This window comes from Burkholderia diffusa, assembly GCF_902499115.1.
GTDB lineage: Bacteria > Pseudomonadota > Gammaproteobacteria > Burkholderiales > Burkholderiaceae > Burkholderia > Burkholderia diffusa.
This window is the reverse complement of record NZ_CABVPN010000025.1, coordinates 23903-43758: the sequence shown is the minus strand read 5'-3', so window position 1 is coordinate 43758 and position 19856 is coordinate 23903. Positions and strand designations below refer to the sequence as shown.

21 protein-coding genes, 1 other RNA gene and 1 riboswitch are annotated in these 19856 nt (G+C 67.6%); of the genes, 10 read left to right on the top strand and 12 right to left on the bottom strand.

Features of this window, described 5'->3' with window-relative positions:
- Positions 1-35: 35 nt before the first annotated feature.
- Positions 36-848, bottom strand: coding sequence for an ABC transporter ATP-binding protein (locus tag BTE28158_RS23855; RefSeq protein ID WP_174920125.1), 813 nt, complete (start codon positions 846-848; stop codon positions 36-38).
- Positions 845-1843 carry a FecCD family ABC transporter permease gene (locus BTE28158_RS23850; protein ID WP_124621602.1) on the bottom strand — a complete coding sequence of 333 codons (999 nt, stop codon included), beginning with the start codon at positions 1841-1843 and terminating at the stop codon, positions 845-847. The genes BTE28158_RS23855 and BTE28158_RS23850 overlap by 4 nt, the downstream gene beginning before the upstream one ends.
- A gap of 699 nt (positions 1844-2542) precedes the next feature.
- Positions 2543-2795, bottom strand: a riboswitch (cobalamin riboswitch).
- 165 nt (positions 2796-2960) lie between these two features.
- Between BTE28158_RS23850 and BTE28158_RS23845 the strand changes: the two genes are divergently transcribed.
- The 5 genes from BTE28158_RS23845 to BTE28158_RS23825 all read left to right on the top strand — a co-directional run bounded on the left by BTE28158_RS23845 (position 2961) and on the right by BTE28158_RS23825 (position 5364).
- Positions 2961-3311, top strand: a complete 351-nt coding sequence (locus BTE28158_RS23845; protein ID WP_059603797.1) for a hypothetical protein — start codon at positions 2961-2963, stop codon at positions 3309-3311.
- Positions 3308-3622, top strand: a complete 315-nt coding sequence (locus BTE28158_RS23840) for a cell division protein ZapA (protein ID WP_011885730.1) — start codon at positions 3308-3310, stop codon at positions 3620-3622. Before BTE28158_RS23845 ends, BTE28158_RS23840 begins: the two co-directional genes overlap by 4 nt.
- 80 nt (positions 3623-3702) lie before the next feature.
- Positions 3703-3884: non-coding RNA, 6S RNA (gene ssrS, locus BTE28158_RS23835), on the top strand.
- Positions 3885-3953: 69 nt separating this feature from the next.
- A complete protein-coding gene (locus BTE28158_RS23830) occupies positions 3954-4415 on the top strand; it encodes an EVE domain-containing protein (RefSeq protein WP_059603800.1) in 462 nt (153 codons plus the stop codon).
- 208 nt (positions 4416-4623) lie between these two features.
- Positions 4624-5364, top strand: a complete 741-nt coding sequence (locus BTE28158_RS23825; protein WP_059603803.1) for an SIMPL domain-containing protein — start codon at positions 4624-4626, stop codon at positions 5362-5364.
- A gap of 167 nt (positions 5365-5531) precedes the next feature.
- Here the strand turns inward: BTE28158_RS23825 and lgt are convergent, their stop codons facing one another.
- Both lgt and BTE28158_RS23815 read right to left on the bottom strand, forming a co-directional pair.
- Positions 5532-6422 carry a prolipoprotein diacylglyceryl transferase gene (gene lgt / locus BTE28158_RS23820; protein ID WP_059603806.1) on the bottom strand — a complete coding sequence of 297 codons (891 nt, stop codon included), beginning with the start codon at positions 6420-6422 and terminating at the stop codon, positions 5532-5534.
- An 89-nt stretch (positions 6423-6511) separates the two neighbouring features.
- Complete coding sequence (locus tag BTE28158_RS23815) at positions 6512-7429, bottom strand: LysR family transcriptional regulator (protein WP_124901037.1); 918 nt, start codon at positions 7427-7429, stop codon at positions 6512-6514.
- A 135-nt stretch (positions 7430-7564) separates the two neighbouring features.
- Here BTE28158_RS23815 and ilvD point away from each other — a divergent pair, with 135 nt between their 5' ends.
- A complete protein-coding gene (gene ilvD / locus BTE28158_RS23810; protein WP_151048969.1) occupies positions 7565-9238 on the top strand; it encodes a dihydroxy-acid dehydratase in 1674 nt (557 codons plus the stop codon).
- Positions 9239-9363: 125 nt separating this feature from the next.
- A complete protein-coding gene (locus tag BTE28158_RS23805) occupies positions 9364-9693 on the top strand; it encodes a c-type cytochrome (protein WP_059603815.1) in 330 nt (109 codons plus the stop codon).
- A gap of 143 nt (positions 9694-9836) precedes the next feature.
- Here BTE28158_RS23805 and BTE28158_RS23800 read toward each other — a convergent pair whose 3' ends face one another.
- Genes BTE28158_RS23800 through BTE28158_RS23790 form a run of 3 tightly spaced genes read right to left on the bottom strand, consistent with a single transcriptional unit; the run spans position 9837 to position 12514 of the window.
- Entirely contained in the window at positions 9837-10526 is a 690-nt protein-coding gene (locus BTE28158_RS23800; RefSeq protein WP_151048970.1) for a DUF2486 family protein, read from the bottom strand.
- A gap of 25 nt (positions 10527-10551) precedes the next feature.
- The gene (locus tag BTE28158_RS23795; RefSeq protein WP_059603821.1) at positions 10552-10968 is read right to left on the bottom strand and encodes a DNA polymerase III subunit chi; all 417 of its coding nucleotides are present in this window, start codon (positions 10966-10968) and stop codon (positions 10552-10554) included.
- A 34-nt stretch (positions 10969-11002) separates the two neighbouring features.
- Positions 11003-12514 carry a leucyl aminopeptidase gene (locus tag BTE28158_RS23790; RefSeq protein WP_151048971.1) on the bottom strand — a complete coding sequence of 504 codons (1512 nt, stop codon included), beginning with the start codon at positions 12512-12514 and terminating at the stop codon, positions 11003-11005.
- 122 nt (positions 12515-12636) lie between these two features.
- Between BTE28158_RS23790 and lptF the strand changes: the two genes are divergently transcribed.
- From lptF to BTE28158_RS23775, 3 genes are read left to right on the top strand one after another with little or no spacing between them, the layout of a single operon-like run.
- Positions 12637-13728 carry an LPS export ABC transporter permease LptF gene (gene lptF / locus BTE28158_RS23785; RefSeq protein WP_151048972.1) on the top strand — a complete coding sequence of 364 codons (1092 nt, stop codon included), beginning with the start codon at positions 12637-12639 and terminating at the stop codon, positions 13726-13728.
- Between the two features lie 3 nt (positions 13729-13731).
- Positions 13732-14880, top strand: coding sequence for an LPS export ABC transporter permease LptG (gene lptG / locus BTE28158_RS23780; RefSeq protein WP_059603833.1), 1149 nt, complete (start codon positions 13732-13734; stop codon positions 14878-14880).
- Between the two features lie 25 nt (positions 14881-14905).
- Complete coding sequence (locus BTE28158_RS23775) at positions 14906-15289, top strand: sirohydrochlorin chelatase (protein ID WP_059603835.1); 384 nt, start codon at positions 14906-14908, stop codon at positions 15287-15289.
- Positions 15290-15366: 77 nt separating this feature from the next.
- Here BTE28158_RS23775 and cobA read toward each other — a convergent pair whose 3' ends face one another.
- The 5 genes from cobA to BTE28158_RS23750 form a co-directional block, all read right to left on the bottom strand.
- Positions 15367-16116: a uroporphyrinogen-III C-methyltransferase gene (gene cobA / locus BTE28158_RS23770; RefSeq protein ID WP_151048973.1), complete on the bottom strand. Its 750-nt coding sequence runs from the start codon at positions 16114-16116 to the stop codon at positions 15367-15369.
- A gap of 75 nt (positions 16117-16191) precedes the next feature.
- Entirely contained in the window at positions 16192-17508 is a 1317-nt protein-coding gene (locus BTE28158_RS23765; RefSeq protein ID WP_059603843.1) for a sulfate adenylyltransferase subunit 1, read from the bottom strand.
- Between the two features lie 22 nt (positions 17509-17530).
- Positions 17531-18493, bottom strand: coding sequence for a sulfate adenylyltransferase subunit CysD (gene cysD / locus BTE28158_RS23760; RefSeq protein WP_059603846.1), 963 nt, complete (start codon positions 18491-18493; stop codon positions 17531-17533).
- A gap of 75 nt (positions 18494-18568) precedes the next feature.
- Positions 18569-19312 carry a phosphoadenylyl-sulfate reductase gene (locus BTE28158_RS23755; RefSeq protein WP_151048974.1) on the bottom strand — a complete coding sequence of 248 codons (744 nt, stop codon included), beginning with the start codon at positions 19310-19312 and terminating at the stop codon, positions 18569-18571.
- Entirely contained in the window at positions 19309-19851 is a 543-nt protein-coding gene (locus BTE28158_RS23750) for a DUF934 domain-containing protein (RefSeq protein WP_151048975.1), read from the bottom strand. The genes BTE28158_RS23755 and BTE28158_RS23750 overlap by 4 nt, the downstream gene beginning before the upstream one ends.
- Positions 19852-19856: the final 5 nt, after the last annotated feature.

The window sequence follows — 19856 nt, the reverse complement described above, 5'->3', positions numbered from 1 at the left end:
GGCGCGGCCGGTGCCGCGCATCGAAAGAATGAAGTTCATCGTCGCTCGGGCCACGCAGGCAGCAGCGCGTCGCGGCCGTTCTCGCGGATCAGCACGAGCGGGTAGCCGAACGCGTCGCTCGCGCGCGCCGGCGTCAGGACATCGTGCACGGGGCCCGCCCACGCATGGCCGCGGCCGTCGAGCAACAGCGCGTGCGTCGCGAAACGCCGCGCGAGATTCAGGTCGTGGCATGAGAACAGTACCGTGCGCGGGCCCCCTTCGAGCCATGCGCTCAGCGCGGTCAGGCCGTCGATCTGGTGATGCAGGTCAAGATGGGCGAGCGGTTCGTCGAGCAGCATCAGCGGCGCGTCCTGGCACAGCGTCGCGGCCAGCGCGACGCGCTGCCGCTCGCCGCCCGACAGCGACAGCACGTCGCGCGACGCGAGTGCGGTCAGCCCGAACGTCGCGAGCGCGTCGCGCGCGGCCGCGCGGTCGCCGTCGCGCTCCCATCCCCAGCCGCCGAGATACGGGAAGCGGTTGAGCAGCACCGTGTCGAATACCGTCGCGCTGAACGCATCGTGCAATTGCTGCGGCATCAGTGCGCGGCGCCGTGCGAGCTGTTCGGGCGGCCATGCGGCGAGCGGCCGACCGTCGATCTCGACGTGGCCGCCGGCCGGTCGCTGCAGGCCCGCGAGCGTCGCGAGCAGCGTCGTCTTGCCCGCGCCGTTCGGCCCCGCGACGCACCAGATCTCGCCGGAACGGAACGCCTGCGTGAAGCCGTCGAGCAGCGTCCGTTCGCCGGCCTTCAGCGTGAGATCGATCGCTGCGTAGGTCATGTCGCCGGCAGTGTGCGGTGCGGCGTGCGTCATCGCATCGGTCTCCTCAGCAACATCCACAGGAACACCGGCACGCCGATCAACGCGGTCATCACGCCGACCGGCAATTGCGCGGGTGCGATCGCCGTGCGCGCGAGCAGGTCGGCGGCCATCACGCCGCCGCCGCCCGCGAGCATCGCGGCGGGCAGCAGCATGCGCTGGTCGTTTCCGAATGCGAGCCGCAACGCATGCGGCACGACGAGGCCGACGAAGCCGATCGTGCCGGCCGTCGTCACCGCGGCCGCGGCGGCCAGCGACGCGACGAGGTAGATCCGCACGCGAACTCGCGCGACCGGCACACCGAGCGCGAGTGCGGTCGCGTCGCCGCGCAGCAGCACGTTGAGCTGCGGCGCGGCCGGCAGCGCGACGCATGCGGCCACCAGCAGCGCGCCCCATGCGAACCACGGCGCCGTCACGCCGTTCAGGTCGCCCGTCAGCCAGAAGATGATGCCGCGCAGCCGCGCATCGGGCGCGAGCGACAGCAGCAGCGTGACGAGCGCGCCCCACCCGGCCGCGATCACGACACCCGTGAGCAGCAGCCGCGGCGACGCATCGCGCGAGTCGCCGCGCCACAGCTCGCGGCGAGCAAGCCCGAGCACGAGCGCGACGGAAACGAGGGCGCCGGCGAACGCGGACGCATCGACGAGCCACCACGCGCCGCCCGCGATCATCGTGACGAGCGCGAAGCCGGCCGCGCCGCCGGACACGCCGAGCACATACGGCTCCGCGAGCGGATTGCGCAGCAGCACCTGCAGCAGCGCACCGGCCAGCGCAAGCAGCGCGCCGCACGCGAACCCCGCGAGCGCACGCGGCAGCCGGAGCGTGCGCACGATGTCGGCGAACAGTGCGTCGCCGCCGTGCGGCACGAGCGACGCGAGCGCCTGCCACGGTGACATCGGCACGCTGCCGATCGACAGCGATGCGACGAACAGCAACGCGACCACGGCCGCGAGCGCTAGCCAGATCGCGGCGGCACGCGCGGCGCTCATGCGCCGCACGGCATCGCGCACGACGCGCGATGCTTCCGCCGACCATCGTTGCCGGCCGGGCGCGGCACCAGCGTCGCGCTCCGGTGTGTTGCAGACTTACGCAAGCTCGTCATCCTCGTCGAACAGGTTGTTGATGCGTGCACGGACGAATAGCGACCCGGTGATGTCATCGCGCGCGCGGCTCGGATGCCATGCCCATGTACGGCAAAGCGAGTGACGTACGGCCGGCGGCGCACTAGCGCGCGCACGACGATCGGTACCCCGATTCCCGCGTTTGGCCGATCGCGTCCCGCAAGCGTTCGGCCGGCCGAACGTCGGTCGCACCGGCGTGACACGGCCACGATCCATCGAGCCGCACCTGCGTGCGGCCGACATTCTGCGCAATATAGAGGAAGCCGCCGCATCGGGTCGATCGGCATCGCGGTTGCGTCGTCGCCGTCAGGCATGTTCGGCGCGGCGACCGCGACTTCCGGCGGCAACGGCGCGTCGGCGCGCGGCGCGACACGTGCCGGCGCCGCAACGGCCTGCGTCGTCGCCGATCCGGGCGAACCAGCCGCCGCCGCAGTGTGCGCGACGGCGAGATGCGGCGCGCCGCGGCGTGCGCCGGAGGCCGTGCGGACGATTGGGGTCAGCATCGAAGACAAGTCCCGTGAAGCACTGCGCGCCCCGCGTCCCCGCAGGCCGCGCGTCATGAAGCCGTACAGGCTCCGCACCTCGGCCGGTATCCGGGCTGGCGGCGTACCGGCTCGCCTTCCCGCGCGTATCACGCGCAGTGGCCCGCGCCCGCGTGCGACCTGCACGCGAAACGCGCCCGAGCCGGCCTGCGTCGTCCGACGCGGCCGCTTACCGTTGCGGGGGCAGCGCAGGTTGGCGATCTCCATGCGGAGCACGCGCCCTGCTTCCCGTTTAACCGCGCGACACGCGCGCGAGCACCGAGGCGGCGCCAGTTTAGGAGCGGGTCGCGCAAGCGTCAAGAAAACGGCCGGACGTATGCCGGGAGCACGCCGGAGCCGCGTATTCGCGGCAAGAAGCCGGGGTGTTACGACTGGAAACGTTACAGATGTCGGAATGCGCGTTATTCCGCGCTAAAATACTGGGTCTTTAGAGGACGCAGCAAATGCTCAACGAACTCGAAACCTTATCTCAAAATATTGGCCGTCTGATCTCGCTGAACAAGCGCTATCACGCGGAACGGCTCGCGCTCGAGGAGCAAGTCGCGCAAATGCGCGCGGAAGCGGACACGGTCCGCGCGGAACTCGCGCAACTGCGCGACGAACGCAATGCGCTCGCGGCCGAGCGCGACACGCTGTCGGCAAAGATCGACGACGCTCAGGTCAAACTGAACGCGATTCTCGAAAAGCTGCCGCGCACGAAGAACGCAGAGCAAGCCGACAACCAGCTCGACCTGCTCGATGCGCAGGCGCGCACGGATGGCGACGACGCGGCCAGCCACGGAGAACATGCATGAGCACCAAGCAGATCGAAGTCTCGATTCTCGGCCAGCCCTATCGGCTCGCCTGTTCGGCCGAGACCGAAGCGGCGTTGCTCGAGGCCGTCGCACGCGTCGACGCTGAAATGTCGAAGATCCGCGCGAACAGTTCGGTGCGCGGCACCGACCGTATCGCGGTGATGGCGGCACTGTCGCTCGCATCCGAATTGCTGCGACTGCAAACGAGCGTGCGTCACGGTGAAGCATTTCCGGCAGAAGAAATCCGTCGTACAATGCACCAGATGAACGAACAGCTCGGCGCGGTGCTCGCACAGCACGAGACGCAGTAACGTTTGATCGATGCGTCGATTCCCCTTGATCTCGGCGATCAACGGTGGTCAAATTGGCGCAACGAAACACAGTTCAGTCAGCTTCCCTGCCTGGTTCGCCAAGGTCATATATTCCTTGAACCAATGCCATGTGCACGGTTGCGGAAATTTGTAGCACGGGCGCGCGCGTCACTCTGTCTGATGTACCCGAAGTGCTGCTAACTGCGACCAATTCTGAACCCCAGGTTCAGGATGCCGGCCTAGCGGCCAAGGCGGGGGCCTATCCAACGGCATCGGGGATCCCCGATGCCGTTTCCTTTTGTAGCAGCCCTTTCTGCGTCGATTACGATCCATGCAATACTGGCTGATGAAGTCCGAACCGGACGAAGCAAGCATCGACGATCTCGCGCACGCACCGCAGCACTCGCTGCCATGGACCGGCGTGCGCAACTATCAGGCGCGCAATTTCATGCGCGACACGATGAAGATCGGCGACGGCGTGCTGTTCTATCACTCGAGCTGCCCTGAGCCGGGCATCGCGGGCCTCGCCGAAGTCTCGTCGACGCCCTACCCCGACCCCACCCAGTTCGATCCGAAAAGCCCGTATTACGATCCGAAGTCGACGCAGGAAGCACCGCGCTGGCTGCTCGTCGACGTGCGCTTCGTGAAGAAGTCGCCGCTCGTGCCGCTCGCCGCATTGCGCGAGCATGACGAACTCGCCGACATGCGCGTGCTCGCACGCGGCAATCGGCTGTCGATCACGCCCGTCACGCGCGCCGAGTGGCGCTTCATCACCGAAAGGCTGATGAAGTAGGCGCACGCAGTCGCGGCATGCGCATCAGACAAACAGCAAAGGTCAAATCCCGTCAAGACGCGCCGCCGCCACGGAACTCGCGACGCGTTCGTGCGGCCTAAGCAACCGCTGTCGCCCGATCGGGACGACGGCCGTTTTTTCGTCGCGCGGTACGCCCGCGTCGCGCACGCGTGATCCGCATGCGCGCCCTCGCACAAGGAGTCCAACAATGACCAAGAAATCCGCACTCGCGCTGTCGCTCGCCCTCGCCGCCGCCGTGCCCGTCGCGCTGACGCTCGCGTCACCGGCCGCGCACGCGCAGACCGCGAACCCGCACTTTCCGGAACCGGCGGGCGTACTGTCGCTGTCGTCGCAGGCCAGCGCCGACGTGCCGCAGGACATCATCCACATCACGCTGTTCTACGAACAGCAGGCGAAGGACCCGGGCAGCCTGACGTCCGCGCTCAACCAGCGGGCCGACGCGGCGCTCGCGCAGGCGAAGGGCGTATCGGGCGTCACCGCGCACACCGGTGCGTTCTCCGTGTATCCGAGCACCGATCGCGACGGCAAGATCTCCGCATGGCGCGGCCGTACCGAAGTCGTGCTCGAATCGCGCGATTTCGCGGCGGCGTCCAAGCTCGCGGGCCAGCTGTCGAATCAGATGCAGGTCGCGAACGTCGAGTTCTCGCTGTCGCCCGAAGCACAGCGCACGGCCGAGCAGAAGCTCACGACCGAAGCGATCAAGTCGTTCCGCGCACGCGCGGACGAAGCCGCGAAGGCCTTCGGCTACAACAGCTACTCGATCCGCGACGTGAACGTCGGCGGCAGCCGCAACGTGCAGCCGTACCCGCGCATGCTGGCAATGGCCGCGGCACCGACGGACAGCGCGAAGATGAGCGCGCCGATCTCGGTCGAAGGCGGCAAGGCGACCGTGTCGGTCACGGTCAACGGCTCGGTGCAGATGAAGTAACGCACGTCGCGCAACGCGCGGCAAATGCGAAAACGCCGGCCTTCGGGCCGGCGTTTTTCGTTCGAGAGTCTGCGATCGATGCGCACGCCGATCGTGCGCATCCGCATCGCATCACGCGTCATGCGTCACACAGCTCGCGCGTGACGCAACCGCATGACGCAGCAACATCACGCCGCCACGCTCGCCGCGCGGCGACGGTACGCCCACACCAGCAGCGCGATGCCCGCGAGAATCATCGGCAGCGACAGCCACTGCCCCATCGACAGGCCGAGGGCAAGCAGGCCAAGGAAGTCGTCCGGTTCACGCGCGAATTCAACCGTGAAGCGCGCGAGCCCGTAGCCGATCAGGAACAGCGCGGATATCGCGCCCATCGGCCGCGGCTTGCGCGAGAAGAAGAAGAGCACGAAGAACAGCGCAATGCCTTCGAGTGCGATTTCGTAGAGCTGCGAAGGATGGCGCGGCAACATCTGGTACTGCATGAACACGTCGGCGAGATGCCACTTCTCGACGAGCGCCGGATGCCTCGGCAGCCACGCCGCGTCGTCACGCATCGCACCCGGGAACAGCATCGCCCACGGCGCGCTCGGATCGGTCACGCGGCCCCACAGCTCGCCGTTGATGAAGTTGCCGAGCCGCCCGGCCGCGAGCCCCGTCGGCACCATCGGCGCGACGAAATCGGTGACCTGCAGCCAGTGGCGCTTGCGCTGCCACGCGAACAGGGCCATCGCGAGCGTCACGCCGAGGAAGCCGCCGTGGAAGGACATTCCGCCTTCCCACACCTTGAACACGTCGAGCGGATGCGAGAAGTAGAAGTCGGCCTTGTAGAACAGCACGTAGCCGAGCCGGCCACCGAGCACGGTGCCGAGCACACCGTAGAACATCATGTCGTCGATGTCCTTGGCGGTCCAGCCCTGCGCGGCGACGTACGGCAGCTTCAGGCGGATCCGGCCGACGACGATCGCCGCGATGAAGCCGACGAGATACATGAGGCCGTACCAGCGCACGGCCAGCGGCCCGAGATGGATCGCTACGGGGTCGAAATTCGGGTGAATGATCATGGGTTAGCGATGAAGTTTTCGAATGCGGTACGGCGCTCGCACCGGCGCCGCACCGCGCATTGGACGGCGCTGGCGCGCCATCGTTCGCATCATGCGGCGAGACCGTGCGCGCGCACGACGTCGATGAAGCCGGCGAGCACCGGGCTGACATCGCCCGTGCGCCACACGAGGCCAGTCTCGACGACCGGTGCGTCGCCGGCGAGCGGCCGATAGACCACGCCGGTGCGCCGCAGGTTACGCAACGACTGCGGCACCAGTGCGACGCCCATGCCGGCCGACACGAGGCTGACGATCGTCTGCATCTGGATTGCCTCCTGGCCGATGCGCGGGGTTTCCCCCGCCGCGCCGTAGCAGCCCGTAATGATGTCATAAAAGCCGGGCGCCAAACGACGCGGGAAGATGACGAGCGGCAGCGCGGACAGCTCGGCCAGATGCACGGGTTCGTCTTCGGGCACGCCGGGGGCCGCGGCCGCCGGCATCGCGACCACCAGCGGCTCGCGCACGACCGGCAGGTACGACAGCCCGGCCGCGTGGCGCGGCGGCACCGGCGGAATCACGAGCCCCGCGTCGATGCGGCCGGCGACGAGTTCGTCGATCTGCACGTCGCTCGTCGCTTCCGCGAGCTGCAGCCGCACGTGCGGATAGCGTGCGCCGAACGCGCGCAGCAGCGACGGCAGCAGCCCGTAATCGGCGGTCGACACGAACGCGAGCGACAGCGAACCGGCTTCGCCGCGCGCGAGACGCCGCGCGAGCGGCGGCAGCGCGTCAGCCGACGCGAGCAGCCGGCGGACGTCGGGCAGCAGCGCCGCGCCGACCGCCGTCAGCGCGACCGAGCGCTTGGTACGCGCGAACAGCGCGACGCCGAGCGCCTCCTCCAGCGCCCGGATCGCCTGCGACAGCGGCGGCTGCGTCATCGACAGGCGCTCGGCCGCGCGGCCGAAATGGCGCTCGTCGGCAACGGTCACGAAATAGCGCCACTGGCGCAGATCGGGCGTCGGGTCGGCCATGTCTCACTCATTCGCAAAACGACTTAATAATCGACAAATAATATATTGGACATTCCAAACCGGAAACTCCATTCTTGATTGATCCGAACCGGCGCGCCGTTCGCGGGAGTCGCCAATACAACGATGGAGTCCCCCATGCCGTACAACCGTCGCTCGAAGCACATCACGCAAGGCGTGGCCCGTTCGCCGAATCGCTCGATGTATTACGCCCTCGGCTACCAGAAGGACGATTTCGACAAGCCGATGATCGGCATCGCGAACGGCCACTCGACGATCACGCCGTGCAACTCGGGCCTGCAGCGGCTGTCGGACGCGGCCGTCGCGGCCGTGAAGGCGGCCGATGCGAACCCGCAGATCTTCGGCACGCCGACGATCTCGGACGGCATGTCGATGGGCACCGAGGGCATGAAGTATTCGCTCGTGTCGCGCGAAGTGATCGCCGACTGCATCGAGACCTGCGTGCAGGGCCAGTGGATGGACGGCGTGGTGGTGGTCGGCGGCTGCGACAAGAACATGCCGGGCGGGATGATCGCGCTCGCGCGCCTGAACGTGCCGGGCATCTACGTGTACGGCGGCACGATCCGGCCCGGCCACTGGAAGGGCCGCGACTTGACCATCGTGTCGTCGTTCGAGGCGGTCGGCGAGTTCACCGCGGGCCGGATGTCGCAGGAAGATTTCGAGGGTGTCGAGCAGAACGCGTGTCCGACGTCGGGGTCGTGCGGCGGGATGTACACCGCGAACACGATGAGCTCGTCGTTCGAAGCGCTCGGCATGTCGCTGATGTATTCGTCGACGATGGCGAACCCCGATCAGGAGAAGGTCGACTCGGCCGCCGAATCGGCGCGCGTGCTGGTCGAGGCCGTGAAGCGCGACCTGAAGCCGCGCGACATCATCACGAAGGCGTCGATCGAGAACGCGGTGTCGCTGATCATGGCGACCGGCGGCTCGACCAACGCGGTGCTGCACTATCTGGCGATCGCGCACGCGGCCGAGATCGACTGGACGATCGACGACTTCGAGCGCATCCGCAAGCGCGTGCCGGTGATCTGCGACCTGAAGCCGTCGGGCCAGTACGTGGCGACCGATCTGCACCAGGCCGGCGGCATCCCGCAGGTGCTGCGGATCCTGCTCGATGCGGGGTTGCTGCACGGCGAGTGCATGACGATCACCGGCCGCACGATCGCCGAGGAGCTGAAGGACGTGCCGGGCGTGCCGCGCGCGGACCAGAAGGTGATCTTCCCGATCGACCGCGCGCTGTACAAGGAAGGGCATCTCGCGATCCTGAAGGGCAACCTCGCGCAAGACGGTGCGGTCGCGAAGATCACCGGCCTGAAGAACCCCGTGATCACGGGCCCGGCGCGCGTGTTCGACGACGAGCAAAGCGCGATGGACGCGATCCTCGGCGACCGGATCCGCGCAGGCGACGTGCTGGTGCTGCGCTATCTCGGTCCACAGGGCGGCCCCGGCATGCCGGAAATGCTCGCGCCGACGTCGGCGATCATCGGCAAGGGGCTCGGCGAATCGGTCGGCTTCATCACCGACGGCCGCTTCTCGGGCGGCACCTGGGGGATGGTGGTCGGGCACGTCGCGCCCGAGGCCTTCGTCGGCGGCACGATCGCGCTCGTGCAGGAAGGCGACTCGATCACGATCGATGCGCACCGGCTCGTGCTGCAGCTGAACGTCGACGACGCCGAGCTCGCGCGCCGGCGCGCCGCGTGGAAGCAGCCGGCACCGCGCTACACGCGCGGCGTGCTCGCCAAGTACGCAGCCCTCGCCCGCCCGGCGAACAAGGGTGCCGTCACCGGTTGATGCGGCACGCAGGTCATGCGACCCCATTGCAGACGGCCGCCGGGGAAACGCGCAAAACGCGCATTCCCTTTGCTTTTATAATGCGCGGACCGTGAAGCCGGCCGTTCCCGCCGGCGGAGAACCGCATGAAACAGACGATATCGCGCGCGCTGCTCGTGGCGCTGCTGACCGGCGGCGCGGCGGCGGCACACGCCGACCAGGCCAGCGACGGACTCGTGCTCGCGCAGCGCAAGAACTGCATGGCCTGCCATGCGGTCGGCAAGCCGCTGATGGGCCCGTCGTTCCACGACATCGCCGGCAAGTACGCGGCACGTGCCGACGCCGTCGATTACCTCGCGCAATCAATCGTGAAGGGCAGCGTCGGGGTGTGGGGCGGCGTGCCGATGCCCGCCAATACGCAGCTGACGAGCGTCGAGGCGCACACGCTCGCGCAGTGGGTGCTATCGCTCCACTGAGTTGGATGACCGGGCGCGTGCACGCGCGCCGCGCCTGGCGCCCGGCACGATTCCATGCCTCTCGTTGCAACCGGATCGGCGATCGTCAGCAACGGCGATCGGAGCCGCGCCCGCGGCGCCAGCGCACGACACTCGCCGTGCGCTCAGCCTGAACGACCCGTCCGGCGGCGAGCGATCTCTTCGTCGACCGCGTCGCGAACCCATTCCATCACTTCGGTTTCGAGCGCCAGCGCCACTTCGCGCGTGATCTGGCCGACCAGCCAGGCCGTATGGTCGTGCAGCGCGTCGCGGCAGCGTGCCTCGATGGCCTCGCGCCCTTCCCCGGTCAGATAATTCGTCAGCCGATTGCGCAGACGCTCGGCGATATGGTGCGCGTCCTCCGGTGTCAGCGCGGCGGCCGCACGCGACTCCGGGAGCGCTGCGCGAGCAGGATGATCGGTGGCCAGCCCGTCGGCAGCCGGTGCGCCCGCGTGGGACGGCATCGCTTCACCGGGCTCGCGCGGCGTCGCGGCAACGCCGGCCTGCTGCCCCTCGTCATCGGCCAGCGCGGAGCGCAACGGCGCATGCGCCGCAGCCGATTCCTCGGCGACGACGTGTCCGGCGGCACCGGGTTGCGCCGGCGCATCGCTGTCGCCCGGCAGTTCGACGGTCGGGACGTCCGGCGTCGGCACCGGCTCGACCACCACGAATTCGGGGTCGGTTCCCGTGCGCTCCGGGGCGCCGGCATCGTCACGCGGCGGCACATCGGTCGCGGACGAACGCGCCGGCACCGGCTTGCCCGGCACCAGCACGTCGGTCAGCGTCGGGATCGAAGAGGATTCGGCTTGTGTCACGGGGACGCTCCGTCGACGGTTTCGGCTAGCTGCCTTGCTTGTAGTTGTTCAGCGCGTATCCGCGATCGCGGTAGAAGCGGTAGCGGTCGCGGCCCGCGGCCAGTTCGTCCGGCGCATTGCCGACCACCTCGAGCAGGCGTTCGAAGCGCGCGAACTGCGCGGGCACGGCCGCGCCGAGGTTCAGCAGCACGTGGTGATGCGGCGCCTGGTCGAGATCAGCGGTCAGCACGATCGGCGTGCCGGCCGCATGCGCGCTGTCGACGCCGCAGTGCGGAATGAAATCGAGCGGCGAGAACGTCCAGAGCTGCTCGTCGAGCGCGCGCAGGCGCGCGGGTTCCGCGAGCACGACGACCGGCTGCCCGGCCTGGTAGGCCTTGCGCAGCAGCCGGCACGCGTACGCGAGCGAATCGCCGACGTTCGAATGGAAATCGATTCGCGTCATTGCCCGCGCACCCGCATCGTCGTGAGACCTGCCATCACTGGCCCGCGCGGTCGATCAGGAACTGCGCGAGCAGCGGCACCGGACGGCCGGTCGCGCCCTTCGCCGCGCCGCCCTTCCACGCCGTGCCGGCGATGTCCAGGTGCGCCCAAGGATAGCTGTCGGTGAAGCGCGACAGGAAGCACGCCGCCGTCACGGCGCCGGCCGGACGCCCGCCGATGTTCGCGATGTCCGCGAAATTCGACTTCAGCTGATCCTGGTATTCGTCGTCGAGCGGCATGCGCCAAGCCGGATCGTTCGCTTCGCGCGAAGCGTCGAGCAGCTCGCCCGCGAGTGCATCGTCCTTCGAGAACAGGCCGCTGTTGTGCCCGCCGAGCGCGATCACGCAAGCGCCCGTCAGCGTCGCCACGTCGATCACCGCCGCGGGCTTGAAGCGTTCCGCATAAGTGAGCGCGTCGCACAGGATCAGGCGGCCCTCGGCGTCGGTGTTGAGCACCTCGATCGTCAGCCCCTTCATGCTGGTGACGATGTCGCCCGGCTTCGTCGCGTTGCCGCCCGGCATGTTCTCGCAGGTCGGCACGATCGCGACGACGTTGATCTTCAGGCCCATTTCGGCGACCGCACGCATCGTGCCGAGCACCGAGCCCGCGCCGCACATGTCGTACTTCATCTCGTCCATGCCCTCGCCCGGCTTCAGCGAGATGCCGCCCGTGTCGAACGTGATGCCCTTGCCGACCAGCACGACCGGCGCGGCCTTCGCGGCGGCGCCCTGGTAATGCAGCACGATGAACTGCGGCGGCTCGACCGACGCGCGCGCGACCGACAGGAACGAGCCCATCTTGAGCGCCTGGATCTGCTTCAGGCCGAGCACCTCGACCTTCAGACCCCAATCCTTCGCGATCTTCTTCGCGGTATTGCCGAGATAGGTCGGCGTGCACACGTTGCCGGGCAGGTTGCCGAGGTCACGCGTGAGGTCCATCCCGTTCGCCAGCGCGACGGCCTGCTTGGCCGCCAGCTTCGCGGCCTTTTCATCGGCCGGATTGACGCTGAACACGACGCGCTTGAGCGCATGCGACGCCGGTTCCGGCTTGCTCTTCATCTGCGTGAAGCGGTAGGTCTCGTTGCGCAGCGCGAGAATCGCCGCACGCACGCCCCAGTCGGAGCCGCGCTCGTCGACCGGCAGTTGCGCGAGCGTGAACGTGACCTGCACGACCTTGGTGGCCAGCAGCGCGCGCCATGCGGCCGTCGCAGCGTCGTTGTAGGCTTTCTGATTGAAAGCATCCTGCTTGCCGAGGCCGACGAGCAGCACGCGCGACGCACCGATGCCCGATACCTCGTGCAGGAACAGCGTCTTGCCGCGCTTGCCGTCCATGTCGCCGGCCTTCACCACGCGCGAGATCAGCCCCTTGGTGGCCGTGTCGATGTCGAGCGCCGCGCCCGAGAGAGTCTGCGCCTCGAAGATGCCGAGCACGATGCAGTCGGACTTCCCGGTCAGGAACCCCTTGGCCTCGCCTTTGCTCCAATCACAGCCTTTTATGCTAAAGTCCATCGCGCTTGTCCTCGGATAAAATCTGGGCTAAGGATGAAAGCCGCAATTATCCGCTATTTTTCCCGTGGCGGCGCGAGCGCTCCACCACGCGTGCGCAGCCTCCCGCCCTCTTCTCATCAAGAATGATCTTCGAACGCTCCCTCCAGCGCGAGCTTGCGTATACGGCTGGCGCCGTGTTCATGGTGCTGCTCACGATCATGCTCACGACGATGATGATCCGCATCGTCGGCTATGCCGCGTCCGGCGAAATCGATCCGCGCGACGTGCTCGTGCTGATCGGCCTGACCGTGATCGGCTATCTCGCCGTGATGCTCGTCGTCACGCTGTTCGTGTCGATCCTGTTCGTGCTGACCCGGTGGTACCGGGACTCCGAAATGGTCGTCTGGCTCGCGTCGGGCGTGAGCCTGACGCGCCTGATCAAGCCGATCGGCGTGTTCGCCACGCCGATCATCCTGCTGATCGCGTTCTTCGCGTTCGTCGGCTGGCCGTGGTCGAACCAGCAGAGCAAGATGATCAAGGCGCGCTTCCAGCAGCGCGACGAGATCTCGCTGCTCGCGCCGGGCCAGTTCCGCGAATCGGCGTCGAACCATCGCGTGTTCTTCATCGAGAAGATGTCGCCGGACCAGAGCAAGGTGCAGAACGTGTTCGTCACGTCGACCGAGAACGGCAAGGTCAACGTCGTGGTATCGCACACCGGCCACACGGAAACCAAGGACGGCGATCGCTTCGTCGTACTGGAGGACGGCCGCCGCTACGACGGCACGCCCGGCCAGCCGAACTTCAAGATCATGGAGTTCCAGCGCTACGGCGTGAAGATCACGAACACGCCGGTCACCAACGTACCGACCACCAACAGCACGCCGACGCCCGACCTGCTGCGCAACCCGACGCGCGACAACCTCGCTGAATTCGCGTGGCGCGCGGGGCTGCCGCTGATCGCGATCAACCTGATGGTGCTCGGCATTCCGCTGTCGTACCAGAACCCGCGCCGCAGCCGCACGATCAATCTCGTGATGGCCGTGCTGATCTACCTCACGTACTCGAACCTGCTGAACGTCGTGCAGTCGCAGATCGAGCAGGGCAAGATGTCGTTCGGCGTCGGCCTCGTCGGCCTGCACCTGGTCGTCGCGGCGATCGTCGCGTTCATCTTCTGGTTGCGCGTGCGCAATCGTCCGCTGTTTACACGCGCGCTGTTCGGCCGCTCGGGAGCATGATCGATGCGGCTCTATGAAAAATACTTCGCGCGGCAGATCTACGTCACGTTCGTCTTCATCCTGTTCGCGTTCTCAGGCCTGTTCTTCTTCTTCGACCTGATCAGCGAACTGAACTCGGTCGGGCACGGCAACTACAAGTTCGGCTACGCGGTGCTGCGCGTCGCGCTGCAGACCCCGTCGCGCTTCTACGAGATCATCCCGGTCGCCGCGCTGATCAGCGCGATCTACGTGTTCGCGCAAATGGCGGCGAACTCGGAATTCACGATCTTTCGCGTGTCGGGCCTCGCGACCAACCAGGCGCTGCGCTCGCTGCTGAAGATCGGCATTCCGCTCGTGATCATCACCTACCTGATCGGCGAATTCGTCGGCCCGTACGCCGACCAGCTGTCCGAACGCGTGCGGCTGCAGGCGCTCGGTGCGTCGGTATCGTCGAACTTCCAGTCGGGCGTGTGGGTGAAGGACACGCTCGCGGCCCGCGAGAACGGCGAGCAGGTCACGCGCTTCGTCAACGTCGGCAGCCTGTCGCCCGATTCGACGATCAGCAACGTGCGCATCTACGAATTCGACTCGAAATTCCAGCTGCAGAACGTGCGGATCGCGCAGACCGGCCGCTACGAGCCGCCCGGCCACTGGCTGCTCAAGGGCGTGACGGAAACGGAACTGACGCCGATCAAGCCGATCAGCGGCGAACCGGCCGACGCGCTGAACCCCGTATACCGGTCGCAGCAGGTGATGCTGCCCGAATACCGGCTGCGCTCGGACCTGACGCCGCAGATCCTGTCGGTGCTGCTCGTGTCGCCGGAACGGATGTCGCTCATCAACCTGTTCCGCTACATCCAGCACTTGCGCGAAAACCAGCAGGACACGCAGCGCTACGACATCGCACTGTGGCGCAAGCTGCTCTACCCGTTCGCGGTGTTCGTGATGCTCGTGCTGTCGCTGCCGTTCGCGTACCTGCATACGCGAGCCGGCGTGGTCGGCGTGAAGGTGTTCGGCGGCATCATGCTCGGCATGAGCTTCCAGCTGCTCAACACGCTGTTCTCGCACATCGGCACGCTGAACACGTGGCCCGCGCCGCTGACCGCGGCGACACCGGGCCTCATCTATCTCGCGCTCGGCCTGTTCGCGCTCAAATGGGTCGACCGGCACTGAGCGCCGTCACGACGGAGGCTTCGACATGAGTTCGCACGGTATCGTCCTGTTCGGCCACGGCGCACGCGATCCGCGCTGGGCCGAGCCGTTCGAGCGGCTCGCCGCACGGCTGCGCGCGGCCGGCTCCCCTGCCCCGCACGTGTCGCTCGCGTTTCTCGAGCTGATGACGCCGTCGCTCGATACGGCCGTTGCCGCGCAGGTCGCGGCCGGCTGCACGCGCATCACCGTGGTGCCCGTGTTCTTCGGCCAGGGCGGCCATGTGCGCCGCGACCTGCCGCAGCTCGTCGACGCGTGCCGTGCCGCGCATCCGGGCATCGAGATCCATTGCGCGACGGCCGTCGGGGAAGACGACGGCGTGCTCGATGCGATCGCACGCTACTGCATCGACCAGCTCGGCCGCGACGCATAAGCGAATCGTTGGCCCAAACAAAAAAGCGCTGGCTTCGGAAGCCAGCGCTTTTTTTGCCTGCAAACCACGCGTTCGACTCAAGCGGCGTCCTGCAGCGCATCGCCCTCTTTCACGCGCCGCACGCGTTCGGCGAACGCATCGCCGATCATCAGCAGGCTCGGTTCCGCAGGGTCGAGCCACGCCTGCGCGTCGCCCGCCGCCATCTGCGCAAGCGTGAGCGTCAGCGTGCGCTCGCGCACGGTGCTGCAGGCCTCGACGATCGCCACCGGCGTCGCGGGCGCACGGCCCGCGTCGATCAATTCGCGGGCGATGCCCGGCGCGCTGTCGCGGCCCATGTAGTAGACGATCGAATCGGCGCGCGCGGCCTCGCGAATCTCGTCGCTGCCCGGTGCACGGCTGTGCGTCGCGAACGCGACGCTGCGCGACACGCCGCGCAACGTCAGCGAGCGCTTCAGCGTCGACGCGCCGGCCAGCGCCGCGGTGATGCCCGGCACGACCTCGTAATCGATGCCGGCCGCCTCGAGCGCGCGCATTTCTTCTTCGGCGCGACCGAACAGCATCGGATCGCCGCCCTTCAGGCGGACGACACACGCATGCTCGCGCGCCGCGTCGACGATCTGCTTGTTGATGAAGTGCTGCGCGGTCGAACGCTGCCCGCAGCGCTTGCCGACCGCGATTTTCCGCGCGTTCGGCGCATGGTCGAGCATCGCCGGCTCGACGAGCGCGTCGTGCAGCACGACGTCGGCTTGCTCGAGCAGCCGCGCGCCGCGCACCGTGATGAGGTCCGCAGCGCCCGGCCCTGCTCCGATCAGATACACCTTGCCCATGTTTGTCGCTTCGCTTGTCCTGCTCGTGGACGGCAACCGGCGCGCGCCGCCCGCACGGGCGGCGCTCAACGCCGGTTATGCCGAGAACGCCCGGATCATGCCGGCGGCGACCGTATGATGCGTCGCCTCGTCGATCAGCACGAACGCGCCCGTGCCCGGGTGCGCGTCGTACGTGTCGCAGACGATCGGCTTCTGCAGCGTCAGCGCCACACGGCCGATGTCGTTCATCTTCAGTTCCTGGCGGTCGGTCGCGTGCGACAGCGTATGCACGTCGAGCACTTCCTTCACCGCGCCGATCTTCGCGAACACCGTGCTCGTGGTCTGCTTCAGCAGATACTTGCGGTGCGGCGACAGCGGCGTCTCGTCGAACCAGCACAGGTCCGCCTCGAGCTTCTTCGCCGGCGCGACCGTCTCGGCGGTCGTGACGAACATGTCGCCGCGCGACACGTCGACGTCCTGTTCAAGGCGAATCGTCACCGTCTGGCCCGCGAACGCGTGCGCAACCGACGCGGTGCCGCCCGGCACCGGCGCGACGATCTCGGCGATCGTCGCGGTGCGGTTCGACGGCAGCACGACGATTTCGTCGCCGACCTTCACCTCGCCCGACTCGATCCGGCCCATGTAGCCGCGGAAATCGTCGGCCGAGCTGCCGTCCTGGCGTGCGACCCACTGCACCGGGAAGCGCAGCGCGTCATGGGCCTGCGTCTCGACCGGCAGCGATTCGAGCACGTCGAGCAGCGGCTCGCCCGCATACCACGGCATGCGCTCGCTCGCGCCGACGATGTTGTCGCCCTTCAGCGCCGACACCGGCACGAAACGCACGTCTTTCAGGCCGAGCTGCTTCGCGAGCGCAACGTACGCATCGCGGATCTCGTTGAAGCGCGCTTCGCTGTAGTCGACGAGGTCCATCTTGTTGATCGCGACGATCACGTGCTGCAGCGCGAGCAGCTTCACGATCGCGCTGTGGCGCTTCGTTTGCGGCAGCAGTTCCGCAACGCCGTTCTCGACCGTCACGCGCGTCGCATCGACCAGGATGATCGCCGCATGCGCGGTCGATGCGCCCGTCACCATGTTGCGCGTGTACTGCTCGTGGCCCGGCGTGTCGGCGATGATGAACTTGCGCTTCGCGGTCGCGAAGTAGCGGTATGCGACGTCGATCGTGATGCCCTGCTCGCGCTCGGCTTCGAGCCCGTCCGTCAGCAGCGCGAGGTCGATCTCGTCACCGACCGTGCGCTTGTTCTTCGCGCGCGACAGCGCGGACAGCTGGTCGGACAGCACGGCCTTGCTGTCGTACAGCAGGCGGCCGATCAGCGTGCTCTTGCCGTCGTCGACGCTGCCCGCGGTGATGAAGCGCAACACGCCGAGGTCTTCGGTGTTCTCGATGATGCTCATGATGTGAATGTCCTCGTGTGCTTCAGAAATAACCTTGCTTCTTGCGCTGTTCCATCGCGGCTTCGGATGCCTGGTCGTCCATCCGGGTCGCGCCGCGTTCGGTGATCTCGGTCACCGCCGTCTCGGCGATGATCTTCTCGACGTCGTCCGCATCGCTCTCGACCGGGCACGTGCAGCTGATGTCGCCGACCGTGCGGAAGCGCACCTGCGCGAGTTCGCTCGTCTCGCCGTCACGCATCGGCGTGAGCGGCGTGACCGGCACGAGCAGACCGTTGCGGCGTACGATCTCGCGCTGGTGCGCGTAGTAGATCGACGGCAGTTCGAGGTTCTCGCGCGCGATGTACTGCCACACGTCGAGCTCGGTCCAGTTCGAGATCGGGAACACGCGCAGGTGCTCGCCCTTGTGCAGGCGTGCGTTGAACAGGCTCCACAGTTCCGGGCGCTGCGCCTTCGGATCCCACTGGCCGAATTCGTCGCGGAACGAGAAGATCCGCTCCTTCGCGCGCGCCTTCTCTTCGTCGCGGCGCGCACCGCCGATCAGCGCCGTGTAGCCGTGCTGTTCGATCGTCTCGAGCAGCGTGACGGCCTGCGCGGCGTTGCGCGAATCGGTTTCGCGGCGCAGCACGACCGTGCCGCGCCGGATCGAATCCTCGACGTGGCCGACCACCAGCTCGGCGCCCAGCTCTTGCGCACGGCGGTCGCGGAAGTCGATCACTTCCTCGTAGTTGTGGCCCGTGTCGATGTGCACGAGCGGGAACGGCAGCGTCGTCTTGCGGTTCGCGCCGAGGCCGAATGCCTTCAGCGCGAGGTGCAGCACGACGACCGAGTCCTTGCCGCCCGAGAACAACAGCGCCGGCTTGCTGCATTCGGCAACGAGTTCGCGCAGGATGTGGATCGACTCGGCTTCGAGCCAGTCGAGGTGGCCCATGCGGTCGTCGGCACCGGTGGGCGGGGCAAAGGCGGATTGCTCGAGCGTCGTGCTCATGATTTCAGTCCTTCTTTTCTGGGTTCGTGCCGCCCGCTGTCGCAGGCGGCGCAATATTCGGTTTCTTGTCGGCTTTCAGTGCGCGGCGCCGGCTTCGGCATTCGCGGGAATCGGCGTGATCGTGATGTGCAGCCCGCATTCCTTCGTGTCGCGCGACTCCCACCACCAGCGGCCCGCCCGGCTGTCCTCGCCGGGGCGGATCGCGCGCGTACACGGCTCGCAGCCGATGCTCGGGTAACCGCGCGCATGCAGCGGGTTGACCGGCACGTCGAACGCCTTCAGGTACGCCCATACATCGGCTTCCGTCCAGTCGGCGAGCGGGTTGTACTTCGCGATCCCGCGCGCTTCGTCCTGCTCTTCCTCGTGCAGCTCGGCACGCGTGACCGACTGCTCGCGGCGCTGGCCCGTGACCCACGCGCCGACGTCGGCCAGCGCGCGGTTCAGCGGCTCGACCTTGCGGATGTGGCAGCACGACTTGCGCAGCTCGACGCTTTCGTAAAACGCGTTCAGGCCGTGCTCGGCGACGTACTGGTCGACCGCGTCCTGGCGCGGGTGAAACTGCTCGATCTCGTAGCCGTAGCGCTCGCGCACGCGGTCGATCATGCCCACGGTTTCCGCGTGCAGACGGCCGGTGTTCAGCGAGAAGATGCCGATCGACACGCCCTTCGACAGGATCGCGTGCGTGAGCAGCATGTCTTCCGCGGCGAGGCTGCTCGCGAACTTCACCTTCTCGTGGCGCGCGCCGATCTGCGCAAGCAGTGCGTCGAGGCGCTCGACCTTCGCGGCGAGTTCCGGCGTCAGTGCGGTCGCGGTGCTCATGCGCTCACCTTGGCGTCGGCCGCGGCGGCGCGGCGGCGGAACAGCGGTGCCGGCTCGTCGAACGCGCCCTGGTAACGCTGCGTGAATTCGCCGAACGCGTTCAGCGCGTCGCGGATGTCCTTGTCTGCACGCACCGCGAATGCGTCGAAGCCGCAACGCGACATGTACAGCAGCTGGTCGCGCAGCACGTCGCCGATCGCGCGCAGCTCGCCGGTCCAGCCGTGGCGCTCGCGCAGCAGGCGCGCGATGCTGTAGCCGCGGCCGTCCGCGAAGCGCGGGAAATCGACGGCGATCAGCGAGATCGCACCGAAGTCGGCCACGAGATCGGCCGGCTCGCTGTCCGGCGCGAGCCACACGCCGAGTTCGTCCTTCGTCTTCGCGGCGACGAGCGCCGCGCGCTCGGCCTGCCACAGGGCGAACGGCACCAGCACCTTGCCGGCCGGCAACGCGTCGACCGCGGGCAGCGCACCGTCTTCCGCCGCGCGCACGACCTGCCATGCGTCGTCGATCACTGCGCGGTTCTTGATAATCGAAGCCATCTGCA